Annotated in this window: 16 protein-coding genes and 1 pseudogene; 5 read left to right on the top strand and 12 right to left on the bottom strand. The window is 63.5% G+C overall.

The window, feature by feature from the left end:
* Positions 1–343: 343 nt before the first annotated feature.
* From M727_RS0135130 to M727_RS0135110, 5 genes are all read left to right on the top strand, one after another.
* Positions 344–1,099 carry an ABC transporter ATP-binding protein gene (locus M727_RS0135130; protein WP_027156412.1) on the top strand — a complete coding sequence of 252 codons (756 nt, stop codon included), beginning with the start codon at positions 344–346 and terminating at the stop codon, positions 1,097–1,099.
* Positions 1,092–1,838, top strand: coding sequence for an ABC transporter ATP-binding protein (locus M727_RS0135125; RefSeq protein ID WP_027156411.1), 747 nt, complete (start codon positions 1,092–1,094; stop codon positions 1,836–1,838). Before M727_RS0135130 ends, M727_RS0135125 begins: the two co-directional genes overlap by 8 nt.
* A gap of 45 nt (positions 1,839–1,883) precedes the next feature.
* Positions 1,884–3,080 (top strand): ABC transporter substrate-binding protein, encoded by a 1,197-nt coding sequence (locus tag M727_RS0135120; protein WP_027156410.1) that lies wholly within the window; start codon positions 1,884–1,886, stop codon positions 3,078–3,080.
* Positions 3,081–3,149: 69 nt separating this feature from the next.
* On the top strand, positions 3,150–4,037 hold the full coding sequence (locus tag M727_RS0135115) for a branched-chain amino acid ABC transporter permease (RefSeq protein WP_027156409.1): 888 nt from the start codon (positions 3,150–3,152) through the stop codon (positions 4,035–4,037).
* A 59-nt stretch (positions 4,038–4,096) separates the two neighbouring features.
* Complete coding sequence (locus tag M727_RS0135110; RefSeq protein ID WP_236473244.1) at positions 4,097–5,020, top strand: branched-chain amino acid ABC transporter permease; 924 nt, start codon at positions 4,097–4,099, stop codon at positions 5,018–5,020.
* A 97-nt stretch (positions 5,021–5,117) separates the two neighbouring features.
* Here M727_RS0135110 and M727_RS0135105 read toward each other — a convergent pair whose 3' ends face one another.
* The 12 genes and pseudogenes from M727_RS0135105 to M727_RS0135050 form a co-directional block, all read right to left on the bottom strand.
* On the bottom strand, positions 5,118–5,972 hold the full coding sequence (locus M727_RS0135105) for a DUF296 domain-containing protein (RefSeq protein WP_027156407.1): 855 nt from the start codon (positions 5,970–5,972) through the stop codon (positions 5,118–5,120).
* A 10-nt stretch (positions 5,973–5,982) separates the two neighbouring features.
* Entirely contained in the window at positions 5,983–6,741 is a 759-nt protein-coding gene (locus M727_RS0135100) for an SDR family NAD(P)-dependent oxidoreductase (protein WP_027156406.1), read from the bottom strand.
* A 10-nt stretch (positions 6,742–6,751) separates the two neighbouring features.
* Positions 6,752–8,377 carry an acyl-CoA synthetase gene (locus M727_RS0135095; RefSeq protein ID WP_027156405.1) on the bottom strand — a complete coding sequence of 542 codons (1,626 nt, stop codon included), beginning with the start codon at positions 8,375–8,377 and terminating at the stop codon, positions 6,752–6,754.
* Positions 8,377–8,553: a hypothetical protein gene (locus M727_RS42180; protein WP_156941742.1), complete on the bottom strand. Its 177-nt coding sequence runs from the start codon at positions 8,551–8,553 to the stop codon at positions 8,377–8,379. The genes M727_RS0135095 and M727_RS42180 overlap by 1 nt, the downstream gene beginning before the upstream one ends.
* Positions 8,550–9,404, bottom strand: a complete 855-nt coding sequence (locus tag M727_RS0135085; RefSeq protein ID WP_027156404.1) for an IclR family transcriptional regulator — start codon at positions 9,402–9,404, stop codon at positions 8,550–8,552. Before M727_RS0135085 ends, M727_RS42180 begins: the two co-directional genes overlap by 4 nt.
* Before the next feature lie 2 nt (positions 9,405–9,406).
* Entirely contained in the window at positions 9,407–10,210 is an 804-nt protein-coding gene (locus M727_RS0135080) for an SDR family oxidoreductase (protein WP_027156403.1), read from the bottom strand.
* 80 nt (positions 10,211–10,290) lie between these two features.
* Entirely contained in the window at positions 10,291–11,307 is a 1,017-nt protein-coding gene (locus M727_RS0135075; RefSeq protein WP_027156402.1) for a TRAP transporter substrate-binding protein, read from the bottom strand.
* A 29-nt stretch (positions 11,308–11,336) separates the two neighbouring features.
* Positions 11,337–13,181 (bottom strand): TRAP transporter large permease subunit, encoded by a 1,845-nt coding sequence (locus M727_RS0135070; protein WP_027156401.1) that lies wholly within the window; start codon positions 13,179–13,181, stop codon positions 11,337–11,339.
* A gap of 291 nt (positions 13,182–13,472) precedes the next feature.
* Positions 13,473–15,053 carry an ABC transporter transmembrane domain-containing protein gene (locus M727_RS0135065; RefSeq protein WP_027156400.1) on the bottom strand — a complete coding sequence of 527 codons (1,581 nt, stop codon included), beginning with the start codon at positions 15,051–15,053 and terminating at the stop codon, positions 13,473–13,475.
* Positions 15,032–16,114, bottom strand: a complete 1,083-nt coding sequence (locus M727_RS0135060) for a DUF1611 domain-containing protein (RefSeq protein WP_027156399.1) — start codon at positions 16,112–16,114, stop codon at positions 15,032–15,034. Before M727_RS0135060 ends, M727_RS0135065 begins: the two co-directional genes overlap by 22 nt.
* Before the next feature lie 156 nt (positions 16,115–16,270).
* Positions 16,271–16,667: pseudogene (locus M727_RS38965) on the bottom strand (type II toxin-antitoxin system VapC family toxin).
* Positions 16,664–16,897, bottom strand: a complete 234-nt coding sequence (locus M727_RS0135050; protein ID WP_027156398.1) for an AbrB/MazE/SpoVT family DNA-binding domain-containing protein — start codon at positions 16,895–16,897, stop codon at positions 16,664–16,666. The pseudogene M727_RS38965 and the gene M727_RS0135050 overlap by 4 nt, the downstream one beginning before the upstream one ends.
* Between the last annotated feature and the right edge of the window lie 38 nt (positions 16,898–16,935).

The raw sequence follows: 16,935 nt of genomic DNA, 5'->3' as shown, positions 1-16,935 counted from the left end.
CAGGCAGCCGAGCCCATCTCCCTGCTCCGTTAGCTAGATATAGTCATTATTGCGGTGTTTTTAGCGCGCCTGTTTCGAGAGCCAAGTGCTTTCGTTATGCCCTCCGAGAGCGAACGATAGATCGCCAAGCAGTCGCTGCACATGCGCCCGACCGTGAACCGCTCTTCAAAAGTTTGTCGAACCGAGGCATCTGAAAAATTGCAGCCTTGACGCGTTGTGCATTAGGTCGTTTGTTGCGGGGCGGGAAAGCCACGGGAGGAACCATGGAAGTCACCCTGGGGGCGGGCAGCCTCGCAGCGCGGTTCCACGTTTTCACGCCGATGACCGGCGAGGGCTGCCGCGCATGAATTCCGGAGCGATCCTCGAAGCGGCGGGATTGACTAAGGAATTTGGGGGCTTTGTCGCTGTCAACAATGTCAACCTGACGGTGGAGCGAGGATCGATCCACGCACTGATCGGCCCCAACGGCGCAGGCAAGACGACCCTGTTCAACTTGCTGACCAAATTCCTCCAGCCAACGCGCGGCGCGATCCGCTACCAGGGCCGCGACATCACCAGGATGCAGCCGGCCGACATCGCGCGGCTGGGCCTTGTGCGCTCCTTTCAGATATCGGCGGTGTTTCCGCACATGACGGCACTCGAGAATGTTCGCATCGCGCTGCAGCGCCGGCGCGGCGACAGTTTCGATTTCTGGCGCTCCGAAACAGTACTCTCCAAGTTCAACAGCGAGGGTGCGGCTCTTCTCGCCGATGTCGGCCTGACCGCGTTTTCAGATATCCGCGCCAGCGATCTGTCCTACGGCCGCAAGCGCGCCCTTGAAATCGCGACGACGCTGGCGTTGAACCCTGAAATGCTGCTTCTCGACGAGCCCATGGCCGGCATGGCGCAGGAAGACATCGAGCGCATCTCGGCGCTGATCCGGCGCATTGCCAAGAACCGCACCATTTTGATGGTTGAGCACAATCTGTCGGTCGTCGCCTCGCTGTCGAACCGCATCACCGTGCTCGCGCGCGGCAAAGTCCTCGCCGAAGGCGACTATGCTGCGGTTTCCAAGGATCCGCGCGTTATCGAAGCCTATATCGGGGCCGGACATGTCTGAAGTTGGACTTGCAAGCAGGCCGGCTGCTGGCCCCTCGGCGAGACCCCTGCTCCGCGTCGAAGGCCTGCAGGGCTGGTACGGCGAGAGCCATGTGCTTCACGGCGTCAGTTTCGAGGTCGGCGAAGGCGAAGTGGTGACGCTGCTCGGCCGCAATGGCGCCGGCAAGACGACGACGCTGAAGGCGATCATGGGAATTCTCTCCAGGCGCTCGGGCTCGGTCACCTACGAGGGTCGGGAGACGATCAAGCTGCCGTCGCGGTTGATCGCACAGATGGGCATCGCCTACTGCCCCGAGGAGCGGGCGATCTTTTCCAGCCTCTCTGTCGAGGAGAATTTGATGCTGCCGCCGCAGGTGCGCCCGGGCGGGCTCACCGTCGAGCAGATTTTCGAGCTCTTCCCGAACCTGAAGGAACGGCTTTCGAGCCAAGGCACCAAGCTCTCGGGCGGCGAACAGCAGATGCTCGCCATCGGCCGGATCTTGCGGACGGGCGCCAAGCTCTTGCTGCTCGACGAGCCGACCGAAGGGCTTGCACCGGTCATCGTGCAGCAGATCGGCCGCACCATTGCCCGGCTCAAGGACGAGGGATTCACGATCGTGCTCGTCGAACAGAATTTTCATTTCGCCGCGTTGGTCGCGGACCGTCACTATGTGGTGGAACAGGGGCGCGTGATCGACACCATCCCCAACCACGAACTCGACGCCAACATCGACAAGCTGCACGCCTATCTCGGCGTCTAGACAATCATCAACGGCGCGTTGCGCCGCAATCGGAGGGAAGTAGCGATGAAAAAAATGGGATTTGTCCTGGCTTCGACAGCGAGCCTGCTGCTGGCCGGCGCGGCCTACGCCACAGATGTCAAGATCGGCGTTCTGAATGACCGTTCGGGCATCTATGCTGACATCGCCGGCGAAGGCTCGGTCATCGCGGCCCAGATGGCGGTCGAAGACTTCAAGGCGACGGACAAGGGCATCAATGTGTCGATCGTCTCCGCCGACCACCAGAACAAGCCGGACGTCGGCTCGAACATCGCTCGCCAGTGGTACGACACCGAAAATGTCGATGTAATCGCCGACGTGCCAACCTCGTCGGTGGCGCTCGCCGTCAACGAGATCACCAAGGAGAAGAACAAGATCTTCCTCGCCTCAGGTCCGGCCTCGTCCGACCTCACCGGCAAAGCCTGTTCGCCCAACACCGTCCACTGGACCTACGACACCTGGGCGCTTGCCAACGGCACGGGCTCGGCCATGGTCGCACAGGGCGGCGATAGCTGGTTCTTCGTCACAGCCGACTACGCCTTCGGCCACGCGCTCGAGCGCGATACGACGGCGGTCGTCGAGGCATCGGGCGGCAAGGTTCTCGGCGCCGTCCGTCATCCTTTCCCCGGCCAGGATTTTTCGTCCTTCCTGCTGCAGGCGCAAGGGTCGGGCGCCAAGGTCGTCGGCCTCGCCAATGCCGGCGGCGACACGATCAACGCGGTCAAGCAGGCGTCGGAATTTGGCATCACGCAGGGTGGCCAGGCGCTCGCCGCCCTGCTGATGTTCATCAACGACGTGCATGCGCTTGGCCTCGAAGTGGCGCAAGGCCTCGTGCTCACCAGCGCGTTCTACTGGGACAAGAACGATCAAACGCGGGAGTTCTCTGCCCGTTTCCAGGAGCGGAACGCCGGACAAAAGCCTTCGATGATCGAGGCCGGAGTCTACGCTTCCGTCTTGCATTACCTTAAGGCCGTCGAGGCCGTCGGCGACAAGGATGCGGCCAAGGTAATGGCCAAAATGAAGGAAATGCCGACCGAGGATCCGCTGTTCGGCAAGGGCACCATCCGCGCCGACGGACGCAAGCTGCACGACATGTATCTGTTCCGCGTCAAGAAGCCGGACCAATCGAAGGCTCCATGGGACTATTTCGAGACGGTGGCCACCATTCCGGCCGACAAGGCGTTCCGCCCGCTCGCCGAAGGCGGCTGTTCGCTCGTCAAGTGAGCGAGCCTCGCCAACGATGCGCCGAACATCTCGGCGCGTCGTTTTGTCGGTAAGTCAGCTGGAGCGACCATGTTCGAACTGCTTGGAATTCCGCCACAGGTCCTGTTCGGGCAATTGCTGCTCGGGCTGATCAATGGCTCCTTCTATGCGGTTCTGAGCCTCGGGCTGGCGGTCATCTTCGGTCTCCTGAACATCATCAATTTCACGCATGGCGCCCAGTACATGCTGGGCGCCTTCGGCGCCTGGATGCTGCTCAATTATCTTGGCGTCGGTTACTGGTGGGCTGTGTTCATCGTCCCGCCGATTGTCGGCGTCACCGGCATCGTGCTTGAGCGCGTCCTGATCCGACGGCTCTATCACCTCGACCATCTCTACGGGCTGCTTCTCACTTTCGGCCTGGCGCTGATCATCGTCGGCTTCTTCCGCCAGTTTTTCGGCGTATCCGGCCTGCCGTACCCGCCGCCGCCGCTTCTGAACGGCGGGTACAATCTTGGCTTCATGTACCTGCCGAATTCGCGCGCCTGGGTGATCGTGGCTTCCCTCATCGTATGCCTCGCGACCTGGTTCATCATCGAAAAGACCCGGCTTGGCGCCTATCTCAGGGCTGCGACCGAGAACCCGACCATGGTCGGCGCGTTCGGCATCAACGTGCCGCTGCTGGTCACGCTCACCTATGGTTTCGGCGTCGCACTCGCGGGTTTCGCCGGCGTGCTCGCCGCGCCGATATATGCTGTCAATCCGAACATGGGGGCAGACCTGATCATTGTCGTCTTTGCCGTCGTCGTCATCGGCGGCATGGGCTCGATACTGGGCTCGATCCTCACCGGCTTCGGGCTTGGGCTGATCGAGGGCTTGACCCGCGTATTCTATCCGGAAGGCTCGGCGGTGGTGATCTTTGTCATCATGGCGCTCGTGCTGCTGGTCAAGCCCGCGGGTCTGTTTGGACGGAGTGTGTGATGACAACCGACACCAACCCGATCGCTATGGCGGCCATAACGTCCGTCGGCGCCGCGGGCATGCCCCGTCATCACCTTGCGATCTTCGCCGCGCTCTTCGTCTTCCTCGTCGCCGCGCCATTTCTGCTCTATCCGATCTTTGTCATGAAGGTGCTGTGCTTCGCGCTGTTTGCCTGCGCCTTCAACCTGTTGCTCGGCTTTGGCGGTCTCCTGTCCTTCGGCCACGCAGCCTATTTCGGCATGGCGAGCTACGTCTCGGCCCATGCGGCAAAGGTGTGGGGCCTGACGCCTGAACTTGCCATTATCGCGGGCACGCTGGTGGCAGCCGTGCTCGGTCTCGCCATCGGCTCCCTCGCCATTCGCCGCCACGGCATCTATTTCGCCATGGTGACGCTGGCTTTTGCGCAGATGATCTATTTCTTCTCGCTGCAGGCGGCGTTTACCGGCGGCGAGGACGGCATCCAGGCCGTGCCGCGCGGCCATCTGTTCGGGCTGATCGACCTGCGTTCGAGCGAAGTTCTCTATTTCTTCGTGCTCGCCATCTTCTTCGCCGGCATATTGCTGATCTATCGGATCATCCATTCGCCGTTTGGACAGGTGTTGAAGGCGATCCGCGAGAACGAGCCGCGCGCGATCTCGCTGGGCTATCGGGTCAACCGCTACAAGCTCGCCGTATTCGTGCTGTCGGCCACGCTCGCCGGCGTCGCCGGCGCAACCAAGGCCATCGTGTTCCAGTTGGCGTCGCTTACCGACGTCTACTGGACGATGTCCGGCGAAGTCGTGCTGATGACGCTGTTGGGCGGCATGGGCACGGTGTTCGGACCGATCGTCGGCGCGGCAGTCATCGTCACGATGCAGAACTACCTCGCGACATTCGGCGACTGGGTCACGATCGGCCAGGGCATCATCTTCGTTGTCGCGGTGCTGTCGTTCCGGGAAGGCATCGTTGGCGTCCTGGCAAAATGGATCCGAAAACCGCTCTGACCGGGTCGTGAAACCTAAATTTCGGATGATCCTGATCCACGGTCGACCAAGTGGGGCCGCAACGGACACGGGCGCACAGCGTGGTCAGCATCCTCAACTATGCAGGTTCCTCATTGGATGCGATAACCAGCAATTCGAACGTCACGCAGACGGGGTTAGCGCCGCGGCGAAGGCGGCCTGCGCTTATCTCACCGTCCATGCCGACCAGCGCGATGTCGAGCGTGCAACGACCGGAGCGCAGGGCGCCGTCCGTGACGAGAACTTCCGTCGCATAGGAGGAGACCGCCGAGCCGTCGTCGAAATCCGCGCCGACCAGGCTGCCGATGCCCTGGATCGCGGCGTGGTCAAAGCCGTGCCGTCGGCAGATGGCTTCGATCGCCTGGCCGATATCCTCGTTGGGCCTTACCGTGCAGATGGCTGCGCGGCGGCTGCGGCGCTCACCCAGGAGCGGAGCCCTGATCGGCGCGAAAAGGCGAAAATTCGTCTCGGCGTCGTCGCGCACGTCGAACAGCGCGCCCTCGATACCCCAGGCGGTGACCTCAACCGGCTCCGCCAAGCGCGAGTCGAGCGGCAGGAGATGGCCCATGTGGCGCACGCCGTCGGGGGTGCGCCAGATGCCATGGCAATGAAAAAATGGCCGCTCGTCGCGCCGGCCGGCGACGAGGCCCGCATCCTCGATGACCGTTATGCCTGCCGGTGCGAATGTATCGCTGTACCAGGCGGCGTGCGTGCCATCGGGAGAGGCGGCGGGGATGACGTAGCGCATTGGGTCAACCCGCGCGTTGCGCAGGCGGATATACCCGCCGCTGAACCCGGCGAGCGCGAGGGCCTGCGCCACGGCGTCATTGATCGCGCTGCCGGCTTCAAGCCGCAGCGTCAGCGGCTCTGCGGCGCAGGGCATCGCTGCAAAACGTTCCGGCGACATCGGGCCGGGATGGCGGATGCTGCGCATCGGAGCCATCTCAGGCGACAAGGCCGGCATGGATGAAGCCGCCATCGACGGCGAGAATCTGGCCGTTGATGTAGCTGGCCTCGTCTGAAATCAGGAAAGCCACCGCTCCCGCGATCTCGCGCGGCGTGCCGTAGCGGCGCTGCGGCACGCGATCCAACCACTGCCGACGGACATCCTCGGTGTGGACGGCCTGCGTCAACGGCGTTTCGATCGGCCCGGGTGCGATGGCGTTGACGCGGATGCCATCGACGCCGAGCTCATTGGCCATGACGAGCGTGAGCAGATTCTGGCCGCCTTTCGATGCGCCGTAGGCGCTGCGGCCCTTGTTGCCGCAAAGACCAGAAACAGAGCTGATATTGACAATCGCTCCCGGCAGCTTCCGTTCAAGCCAGTAGCGCGCCGCAGCCCGCGAGACGATGAACGTTCCGGTGAGGTTCACGTCGACAATGCGGCGGAAATCCTCGACGCTGGTCTCGACCGACGGCCGGTCCATCGCTATGCCGGCACAGTTCACGACTGCGGTGAGGCTGTGCGCGGCGGTGATCCGGCCAATGGCCTCGTCGACAGCCGCTTCGTCGACGACGTTGCAGACGATGCCGCGTTCCTCGCGCAGGCCGAGATCCGTGCAGGCCGAACCCAGCGCTGGCGCGGCGAGGTCGAGGAGGAAGACCTCGAAGCCGCGCTCGGTCAGCAAGCGCGCGGTCTCAAGGCCGATGCCCGATGCGCCGCCGGTGATCGCCACGGCGCGGCTTTGGTGGCTGCTGTTCATCGCCTGCTCCTCATGCCGGGAGCTTCGGCTCGGGCGGTCCCAACTCGCCGCGGCGCTCCAGCTCTTCGCGAATCAACTTCTTGGCGATCTTGCCATAGGCCGATTTGGGCATCGTCTCCCACCACACGAAGCGCTTGGGCATCTTGTAGCGGGCGAGCTTGCCTTCCAGCCAGCGCTCGATCGCGACCGTTTCGCGCACAACGCCGGCGCGTGCGACGCAAACCGCGACGCCGACCTCGCCCCAGACGGGATCGGGAATGCCGAGAACGGCGGCTTCGCTGATGTCGGGATGGAGCAGGATCTTCTCCTCGATCTCGCGCGGATAGATGTTGGAGCCGCCTGAGATATACATGTCGGACGAGCGGCCGGTGATGTAGACGAAGCCGTCCTCGGCCATGTGGCCCAGATCGCCGGTGCGGAACCAGCCGCTGCGGAACGCTGCGGCGTTGGCTTGCGGGTTGTCGTAATAGCCGGCGAAGACTGCAGGCCCGATCACGCAGATTTCGCCGGTTTCGCCCGGCGAGACGGCGTTGCCGGCGTCGTCCTGGATCTCGACCTGCATGGCTGTGCGCTCGAAACCGCAGGTTCCGATGCGCGCTTGCGGGCCATCCTCGACGGAATGATAGGAAGGAGGCTGCACAGTGATATTGCCCGTGACTTCCCCCAGGCCAAAATACTGGACCAGAACCGGCCCGAGCTTCTCGAGCGCCCGCTTCTGGTCGGCGCGGTACATCGGCGCACCGGCATAGATGACATAGCGCAACGAGGAATGGTCGAACCGGTCGACGCTGTCGTCCTCGATCAGCATCTTGAGGATGGTCGGCACGGTGAAGGCGTTGGTCACCCGCCATTCTTCGACCAGCGCCCAGACCGTCGGCACGTCGAGCTTGTCGGTTGGCAGCAGGATAGACTTGGCGCCGTGCGCCACCTGCACGAGTTGATGAATGCCGGCCCCATGCGACAGCGGCGCCACCACGATCGAGGCGTCGTCGCGCGTCGTGGCGGGCATCAGGTCGCACAAATGATTGGTGATGACAAAGCCCATCTGGCCATGCGTGAGCACGGCGGCCTTTGGCCGGCCGGTCGTGCCGGAGGTGAAGAAGAACCAGCAGGGATCGTCGCGATCGACGGCGACGCTGGCAACGGTCCGGCCGGCAAAACGGGCGGCGACGGCGTCGTAGTCATCGCCGAATTCGGCCGCGCCGATCGACAGGACGAAGTCGATCCCGGGGGCTGTTTCCCGGCAGGCAGCAGCATGAGCCGGGAAGCCCGCGCCGCAGATCAGGCCACGCGCGCCGCTCGCCTTGGCAAGGTAGGCGACTTCGTCCGGCGACTGGCGGTAGTTCGCCGGCACCCAGACGGCCCCGAGCCGGAAGCAGGCGAACATAGATTCGAACATCTGGTTGCAATTGGCCGACTGGACGAGGATTCGATCTCCCTTTGTCACGCCGAAGTCGTCGCGGAGTGCGGCGGCCATCGCGTTGACCCGCGCTTCCATCTCGCGCCATGTCCACTGCCGCTCGCGCCAGACGAAGCCGATGTCGTGCGGATTGCGGCGTGCCGCCTGGGTCAAAAAATGCGAGAGGTTCATGACGCGCGTGGAGGGAGGCGTCACGCCGCCTGCAGCCATGGTCATCACTTCGCGCGCCCCAGCGACGACACGTAGACGAAGATGGCGGCGACGTCGCAGGGCTCGACACCGGCATGAGCAGGCGTGGGCGCCGCTGCCGTCGCCATCAACTGCCCGGTGTTTTCCAATTCCGACTTTCCTAACGCGGAATGCGCCCGTCCGTCGGTGTGAGCCTCCGTCATTGTGACAACCTCCTGGTGCGCGGCTTTAAAGTGGGGTGCTCGCGCATATGCGCGCGCGAGGCAAACATCTGGGCAAGCCGTTCCTCGACGCGCTTTGCCTCCTGCATGAGATATCCGACGAGTTCGATTTGTCTTGCCGGCTGCATCCGGCTGTCGATCGCCGCGATCGACAGTGCGCCGACTGGCCGTGCGTCCGCGCTGCGAAGCACAACCCCGACGCCCCAGGAATTGGCGACGATGCGGCCGGGATTGAGCGAATAGCCGTTGGCGCGCGTCGTTTCGACGTCGCGCCGGATCTGCTCGACCGGGAGCATTGGGTAGTCGGATTTGAGCACCGCGTCATTGGCGGCCAGCACCGCTTCCACTTCCTCGTCGGGGAGTGCGGCGAGCATGGCGAGCGAGCCGGCGCCGACGCCCAGTGGATGCTCGAAGCCGGCCTGCAGCGCGTGGGTCCTGACCGGGTAGGTCCCTTCCTCGCGATAGAGGCAGACTGAATATGTGTCGCGGCGAACCGAGAGGAAGCTGGCATCTTCGGTCTTCTTCGAAAGGCGCAGCAGACTTTCCATCGAGACCTGAAGCAAGCCGAAACGTCGCGAGGCGAGGCTGCCCAGCACGTAGGCCTCCTCGCCGAGATAATAGCGCCGCGTCGTCTCGTCCTGCTCGATCATTCCCGCGCGCATCAGCGCGAGCAGCAGGCGGCGCGTTGTCGGCTTGTTGAGCCCACTTTCTTCGACGATATCGGAGAGCGAAACACCACGGTCGGCGTGCCGGCCGACCATCGAAAGAAGGCTGAGCGCCCGGTCGACGCTCTGCGAGCCGGTCTGATCGCGTTCCGGGGGCGCGATGTCCATGGTCAGCGGAGCTCGCAGACGGCGCAGCTTTGGCCGCCATCGACAGGCAGGCAAACGCCGGTGACGAAGCGCGCTTCCTCGGAGGCAAGAAACACGGCCGCCGCTGCGACGTCCCACGCTGTTCCCATCCTGCCCATCGGCACCATGGCGTTGCGGGCGGCCACCATCTCGTCGGCCGAACCGTATTGGCCGGAAATCTGCTTGTAGATCATCGGCGTATCGATCAGGCCCGGCATGACGCAGTTGGCGCGAATACCTTGCCGGGCATATTGCATGGCCAGCGCCACGGTGGCCTGGTTCACCGCGGCCTTGGCCGCATAATAGGCGAAATAAGGATAACCGACGTAGCGTATCGCGGCGAGTGACGAGATATTGACGATCGCACCGCCGCCGCCCTTGAGCATATGCGGCAACACCGCCTTGGCGGTGCGGTAGACCGGTCCGATATTGAGATCGAGGGCGGCCTGGAACGCGTCCTCATCGAGTTCAACTGGACCGCCCATATGGGTCACGCCGACATTGTTGTGCAGGATGTCGATGGCGCCGAACGCCTCCATTGCCGCCGCTGCTGCCAACTCGACTGAGGCCAGATTGGTCACGTCGGCCGACAACGCGATCGCCTGGTTGCCTTCGTCGCGGATGATCGCCGCGGTTTCAGCGGCGGCCGCCGCTGCGAGATCGACGCAGGCGACACGAGCGCCTTCGCGCGCGAAGGCGACCGCCGCTGCCTTGCCGTTGCCCCAGCCGGGTCCGGACGACCCCGCGCCGAAGACGATTGCGGATTTTCCCCTGAGCCGGTCGACCACCATCGAATTCCTTACAAAAATCGCGGCTGTTATCGGGCGGTTGAGCCACATGCCCTGCCCGCCCGGGAACTGCCCTGCACTCAGGTCAGGCTGGCGCCAACAGCCTTTTCCAGGATGGCCCAGGCTTCGTCGCCGTATTTGCCCTTCCACTCGGAGTAGAAGCCGGCGTCCTTCAGCGTCTGCCGGAATGGGGCCGCATCCGGATGGTTGATCTTCATGCCCTTGGCGGCGAGCTCCTGCTCAAGCGTGGCATTGAGCTTGGCGACGTCCTCGCGCTCCTTCACGCCGGCCTCGTTGAGGTTCCTAGCGACGATCTCGCGCATGTCCTGCGGCATCGCCTCCCAGGCCCGCTTGTTGGCGAGGAACCAGAAGCCGTCCCACATGTGGTTGGTGACCGAGCAGAACTGCTGCACCTCGTAGAGCTTGGCCGTGGAGATGATGGCGAACGGGTTTTCCTGCCCGTCGACGATCTTCGTCTGCAGCGCCGAATACACTTCGGCGAAGTTGATGCTGGCCGGCGCCGACCTGAAGGCGGTGAACATCGAGGTCCAGAGCGGGCTGACCGGAACACGAATCTTGAAGCCTTCGAGGTTCGCGGGCGTCTCGATCGGGCCGACGGAACTGGTGATCTGGCGGAAGCCGTTGTCCCAGATCTTTTCCATGACGACCAGGTTCGATTTCTCGATCTCGCCGCGCACATATTTGCCGAGGTCGCCATCCATCGCCGCCCACACCGCGTGGTAGTCCGAGAAGGCAAAGCCGATGCCGCTGATCGAGGCATTGGCGACGAGCGTGGAAAGGATCAGCGGCGACAGCGTGAAGAATTCGACGCCGCCCGAGCGAACCTGGCTCAGCATGTCGGTGTCGGCGCCGAGCTGGTTGCTGGGGAATATCTGGATGGCGACGCGGCCGCCGCTCTCCTCGCGGATTTTCTCGACGGCTTCCTGCGCGCGCAGGTTCATCGGGTGGGTGAGCGGCAGGTTGTTGGCGTATTTGTAGTTGAACTCCGCCGCCTGCGCCCCGGCGTAGCGAATGGTGCTCACGAGCGGGATGGATGCGGCTGCGCCAATCATCAAGCTGCGGCGGGTGATGGTCATCGTGTTTCCTCCTGGTTGAATCCGAGTGGCTAGAGATAGGCTACCGACAGCGCCGGGACGGCGGCGATCAGCAACAGGCCGGCAAGCAACGCACCGAGGTAGGGCCAGATGGCGCTCATGGCCTCGTCGGGCGAGACGTCGCCGATCTTGCAGGCGATGTAGAAGCCGATGCCGATAGGCGGGGCCATGAGCCCGATGTTCATCGCCGTCACGACGACCATCGAATAGTGCACGTCGTTGATGCCCAGCCGAGCGGCGATCGGAAACATGATCGGCGCCATCAGAACGATCGCTGGCAGACCTTCAAGGACGCAGCCGAGAACCATGAAGACGGCGATGGTGACGAGCATGAAGGAGAACCAGCCTCCCGGCAGGTCAGTCATGTAGATGGCCAGTTGGTTGGCGAAGCCGGTTTGCGTCAGCGCCCAGGCCATTGCCGAGGCGGTGCCGAGAATGAGCAGGATGGCGCCGGACAGCGCCGCCGTCTCGACCAGCATGGCGTAGAATTTCTTCGCGCCGATGCCTCCATAAAACAACGCGCCGATGACCAGCGCATAGAGCACGGCGATTGTGGAAACCTCGGTGGCGGTGGCGACGCCGCCGCCGACGGCGCCGCGGATCAGGAAGGGAAGCACCAGTGCGGGGGCGGAGAGGAGCAACGTCTTCCAGACGAGCGAGAACGGAGCGCGATGGACGCCTTCCATGCTTTCGCCCGAAGCCTTCCAGCGCGCGAGCACCGCAAGGACGAGCAACAGAACCACGGCGATGACGAAGCCGCTGGTGAAAAGCGCGGCGATCGAAACGCCGGCGACCGAGCCGAGCACAATCAGCACGATCGACGGCGGCACCGTATCGGCCATCGCAGCGCCGGTTGCGAGCAACGCGATCATCTCCTTGGGCTTGTGGCCGCGACGCTTCATTTCGGGGAAAAGTGCCGGAGCGACCGTCGCCATGTCGGAAACCTTCGAACCGGAAATGCCCGAGACGAGGAACATGGAGCCCAGCAGCACGTAAGACATGCCGGCCTTCACATGGCCGAGCAGCGACGCCATGAACTCGACGATCGCCTTGCCCATGCCTGTCGCGTCGAGCACACAGCCGAGCAGAACGAAGATCGGCACCGACAGCAGGATGAGGCTCGACATCCCCTCGTCGATGCGGCCGACAAGCACGATCATCGGCACGTGCGTGCTGAAGGCGATGAAGGCGATCGTGCCGACGCCGAAACAGAAAGCGATCGGCACGCCGAGCAGAAGGCAGACCGCCACCACGCCGACGAGAAAGATGACGATGTTGGCGTAGCCGAGCGTGAGGAACAATGGCGAAAGCCGCCAGCCGACCACGGCCAGTGCGGCAATGACTGCGACAGCGGCGGCCAGGTTGGCGAGCGTCGCTGCGCGGATCGCGTGGCCCACGGCGATAACCGACATCAATGCCAGCCCGGCGACAATTGCCGAGGCGCGGAAGCTCATCGGAATGTTGAGCGCCGCCGAGGTGACGTACCACTCTTCCTGTACATACTGGCTTGCCGGCACGATCAGCGCGAGCAGCACGGTCGCCACCACGAGCAAAGCGAGGGCGTCCACGAAGTGGCGGCCGCGCTCGGGGATCAGGTTGAGGAAGATGGTAAGACGCAGATGCTCGTTGCGGTCGATGGCAATCGCCGAGCCGAGCATGGCGAGCCAGAGAAAGGAGATGGAGGCGGCCTCATCGATCCAGACGATCGGCAGCGATAGCACGTAGCGCGAGATGACGCCGGCGAGCAGCAGACCGATGACGAAGAGGAGCAGGATCGAGGCCACCGCCTCGACCGGCCACATCAGCCGCGACCCTGGCCGCGCATCCAGCACCTCGGCCGGCGTATCGACGATCATCGTGTTGTTGCTGGCGGCTGCCATGCTTCAAGCTCCTCCGCTCGGACCAGGCAACAACGCCTGCTCACGCCGAAATCGGGAACGAAGCGATCTCCTCCCGCTCATTCCAGATTTTCGCATACAGGTCTATATCATGGACCAATTATTTCGCATAACCGATTTTTGCCATCCAATCGGCTGTATATCAGCGACTTGCGGCGAAAATTCGATCCATATTGTGGATCGATGTCGCTAGTCGCGACTGTTTATGGTTGCAGCAAGACATGCAGCGGCGCAAGGGCGATCTCTCGATCACGCGCAATCGAGAAGCCAGGTATCATCGAATTCCATGCCCGCAGTGGCTGCTTCGCACGAGACGATCACTGTCGTTTGCGCGGCACGCGCGTGTGCAAGAACGGCCGCAAGCAAGTCCCGGTCCTTGCAGACATCGATGTCGTCGATAAGGAGCACGGCCGCTGATCGGACCAGCGCTCGTGCGGCACGGATTCGGGCGGCCTGCATTGCACTGACGCGAGCAGGCTCCAGTCGCCTTTGGCTGCTGTCTGGAGGTCCATCGACTGCCAGGCCGCACAGCGAGGCCGTGGCGATTATCTCTTCCTGCGAGGTCGCTGAGGGCGCTCCCAGGGCAATATTGTCGACCATCGTTGCCCGCACCAACGGGATCGCCGGCGACAAAAGGGTGATTGCCCGGCGCCGGTCGCGCTGCGAAATCTTGTTGACGGGGATGTCATCAAGGAAAACCGCCAGGCCGCTGTTTTCCTCAAAACCTGCGATGCTGGAAAAAAGCGCGCTGCGTGCTTCAGGCGTATCACCGCCAAGCAGGATCGAGGCGCCGGGCGCGGCCTCCAGCACTTTTGACGGCGTGCCGTTTCGGCAATGAAATTCGATGCGCAGCCGCCGGCCTGACGTCGAGCGCGGCAGGGGAATTGGACTCACAGGATCCGCAAGCACCGGCCTTGCCAGGATGGAGGCAATCCGGCGGCGGGACTCGACATAGGCAAGCCGATAATCGGCGGCGCGAGCGAGGTCGGAAAGCTGGCCAACCGTCAGTCCGGCGAGGAGCAATAGCGTGCTGAGATCGCCAACGAGAATCGCCGGGCGGCCCGAAAACGCATAGGCCACGAGGATAACGACGATCACGGGCATGACGAAGTCGCTGGACGCGCGCGCAGCCCCCGACCACCCTGCCCGGCGAACGAGCCACATGTTGAGCGCTTCCGACATCCGGTCGATCTTGCGTGTGGACGTTCCGCTTTTGCCGAAATGGGCAAACGCCGCCCGGGCGACAACGATGTCGCCGAGACGGCCGGCAAGCCGTCCCCGCCTCCGCCGGCTTTCGCGGATGGCCCGGTGAAGAAACGGCAGGGCAACAAGACAGACGATCGACCAGGCAAGAACGCCGCAAAGCAGGAACGGCGCAACCCCCGGGGCAAGCCAGAAGGCGCCAAGCACGATGAGAACGACGGAAGGACCCGCAACAAAGAGGGAAGCGACGCCGTCGGCCAGCCAGGATCTGATGGCGGAGAGGTCGGTGACGAGGCGGGTCATTACCAGGCCGAGACCGGTCCGGCCGGCGCCAGGCGGCAACGCGAAGAGCTGCTCGACCAGCAGTTTGCGGACCTCGCGCACATAGTCCAGTGCAAAAGCTGCCCCCTGTCGGCGCTGCATCACCCCGAGTGCGAAGAGCGCGATGCCGAGCGAAAGGCTGGCCACGATCAGCCTGCCCTGCCCGAGCGGCTGCGGTTTCCCGGAAACCGCCGCACCGACGATGGCGACAAGAGCGAGCGACGTGGCGGCCTTGGCAAAGCCGATGGCGACAAGAACCGCAAGGGCGACCAGTCGCGTGCCGATCAGGATTCCTGGTAGAGGCATTGTGCACCTCCAGCGATCACCATCAGGCGCGGGTTCAATATCCCTGAGACTATGCTTGCCGCGGTCGCCGGATCGGTGAGTTCCTTGACGCCATAGACAGGGACGTTGGCAGCGCCTGCTTCCCGGCGCGCCAGCGGCGAGCATGTCAGGAGCCCGCTGAGCCCGAGCACGTCGTATCCAAGCTCGCGCAGCCTTTCGCAGCCCGCCACCGCGCCCATCGCATCGCCTGCGGCAAACAGCACGCCGCCGGTCAGCTCGCGGAATTTCGGGGACTTTGCCAGCGCGGCCGTCTCGGACTGGAATAGCCCATCCGCGACCTCCAGAACCGCGATCTCCGCCCCGGTGGCGGCAAGAGAATGCAGCAAATGCTGCGCGCCCTCGACGATGGCATCGATTGGGGCAAGATAGGTCGTGGCAAAGCCGGCATCAGTAAAATCAAGAGCGGCGCATGCTCCGGCATCCATCATCGACCAGAGATCATTGCCGGCTCCGGTTCCGGTCACCTTTGCCGCACCAACTGAGAAACCTGCCCTGGTCAAACCACGCACGAGGCTTGCAGCTGTTGTCGTCTTGCCCGAATTCATCGACGTTCCGAAGACAACGATTGTCGGCGGGGTGAGCCGCGCCGGCTGCGGCGCGACCGCAAAGTCTGCAACGTTCAGAACGCGGCCGCATGAGTTGGTGACGAGGCCGAGCGGCACGATCGCAGTCGGAGACATGGTCTTGTCGTGCCATGCCAACGCCCGCGAAGCCACTCCGCCTGCCGCCACCATATGGCACGGCCCGAGATCTGCCGGCACGATCGCCTCGAACTGATCAGGGGCGTAGCGGTTGCCGTAGGCCAGGACGACTTCGTCCGTCGCGGCAAGTGCCGCCTTGCGTCCCGAGGGCAGCTCGACCGACTTGTGGTGACCGAGCGCCTCGATCCGCGCGAGCACCAGGTCGCCTGCCTTCGGTTCGGCAGGAGGCGAAAGCAACATCCGCATGCGCTCAGTGGGAATTCGGCGGGTCGTGAAAGCCCGCTTGGCCTTCGCGATGCGTTCGCAGTCAAGAATTTCCATTGTGGTCTCTCCGGTCACCAAGGGGGCGCTGTTACCTTGGGGGAGAACGCGGTTGAACCAGGATTATTCTCGGTGGAGTTGCAATTCTTTTCGCCACGATGGCGTAGACCCAAGCCGCGGGGCCTACGCACACATGTTCTCGGGCAGGCGGGCTGTTCAGGCGCCCGGTGCGATCAGTTTCAGCGATGGAAAATAGGTGCGGTAGCGGCCAACGTCGCGGGTGAGCAGCGGCAGTCCATTGACGGCCGCATGGGCGCCAATGAAGAAGTCAGGCAGCACGCCAGTGCGCGATCCGCCCGATTTGCGATACTGCGTAAAGACCTTTCCGGCGAGGAACAGTGCTGCCCGGGGCATCGGAGCCATTTGGAGACCGGCTTCGTCAAGAAACGCGTCTCGATGCGGTCATAGCGGACGGCAAGTTCGGCATAGACCGCATCGTTGATCAACAACGGCGATCGAGGCTTGCCGCCTCAAGCCGGGCGATCGACCAATCCGCCCAGTTCGCATCGTCCGTGACAAGATCGAGCAAAACGTTGGTGTCGACCAGCGTCACGCGTCGCCACGCGTCAGTGCCATGATCGCGTCGGTGTCGAGGCCCTTGCCGGCATGGCCGCGCAATTTCGCGAAGCGGCTCGCGGGCTGCTTCTTGTCACTACGCACAATCACCACATTGCCGTCATCGGTGCGGCGGAAATCAACCTTGCTGCCCGGAACGATTCCGAGCAGGTCACGGACCGGCTTCGGGATGGTCACCTGTCCTTTGGCTGTGACTGTGTTGGTCATCTCATCTTGCACCTTGGTAATACCCATTTTCCACAAGG

The sequence above is a fragment of the Mesorhizobium sp. WSM2561 genome (genome assembly GCF_000513915.1).
GTDB classification, from domain to species: Bacteria; Pseudomonadota; Alphaproteobacteria; order Rhizobiales; family Rhizobiaceae; genus Mesorhizobium; species Mesorhizobium muleiense.
Note: the sequence above shows the minus strand (reverse complement) of the source record. Positions and strands in the feature narration are given on the sequence as shown.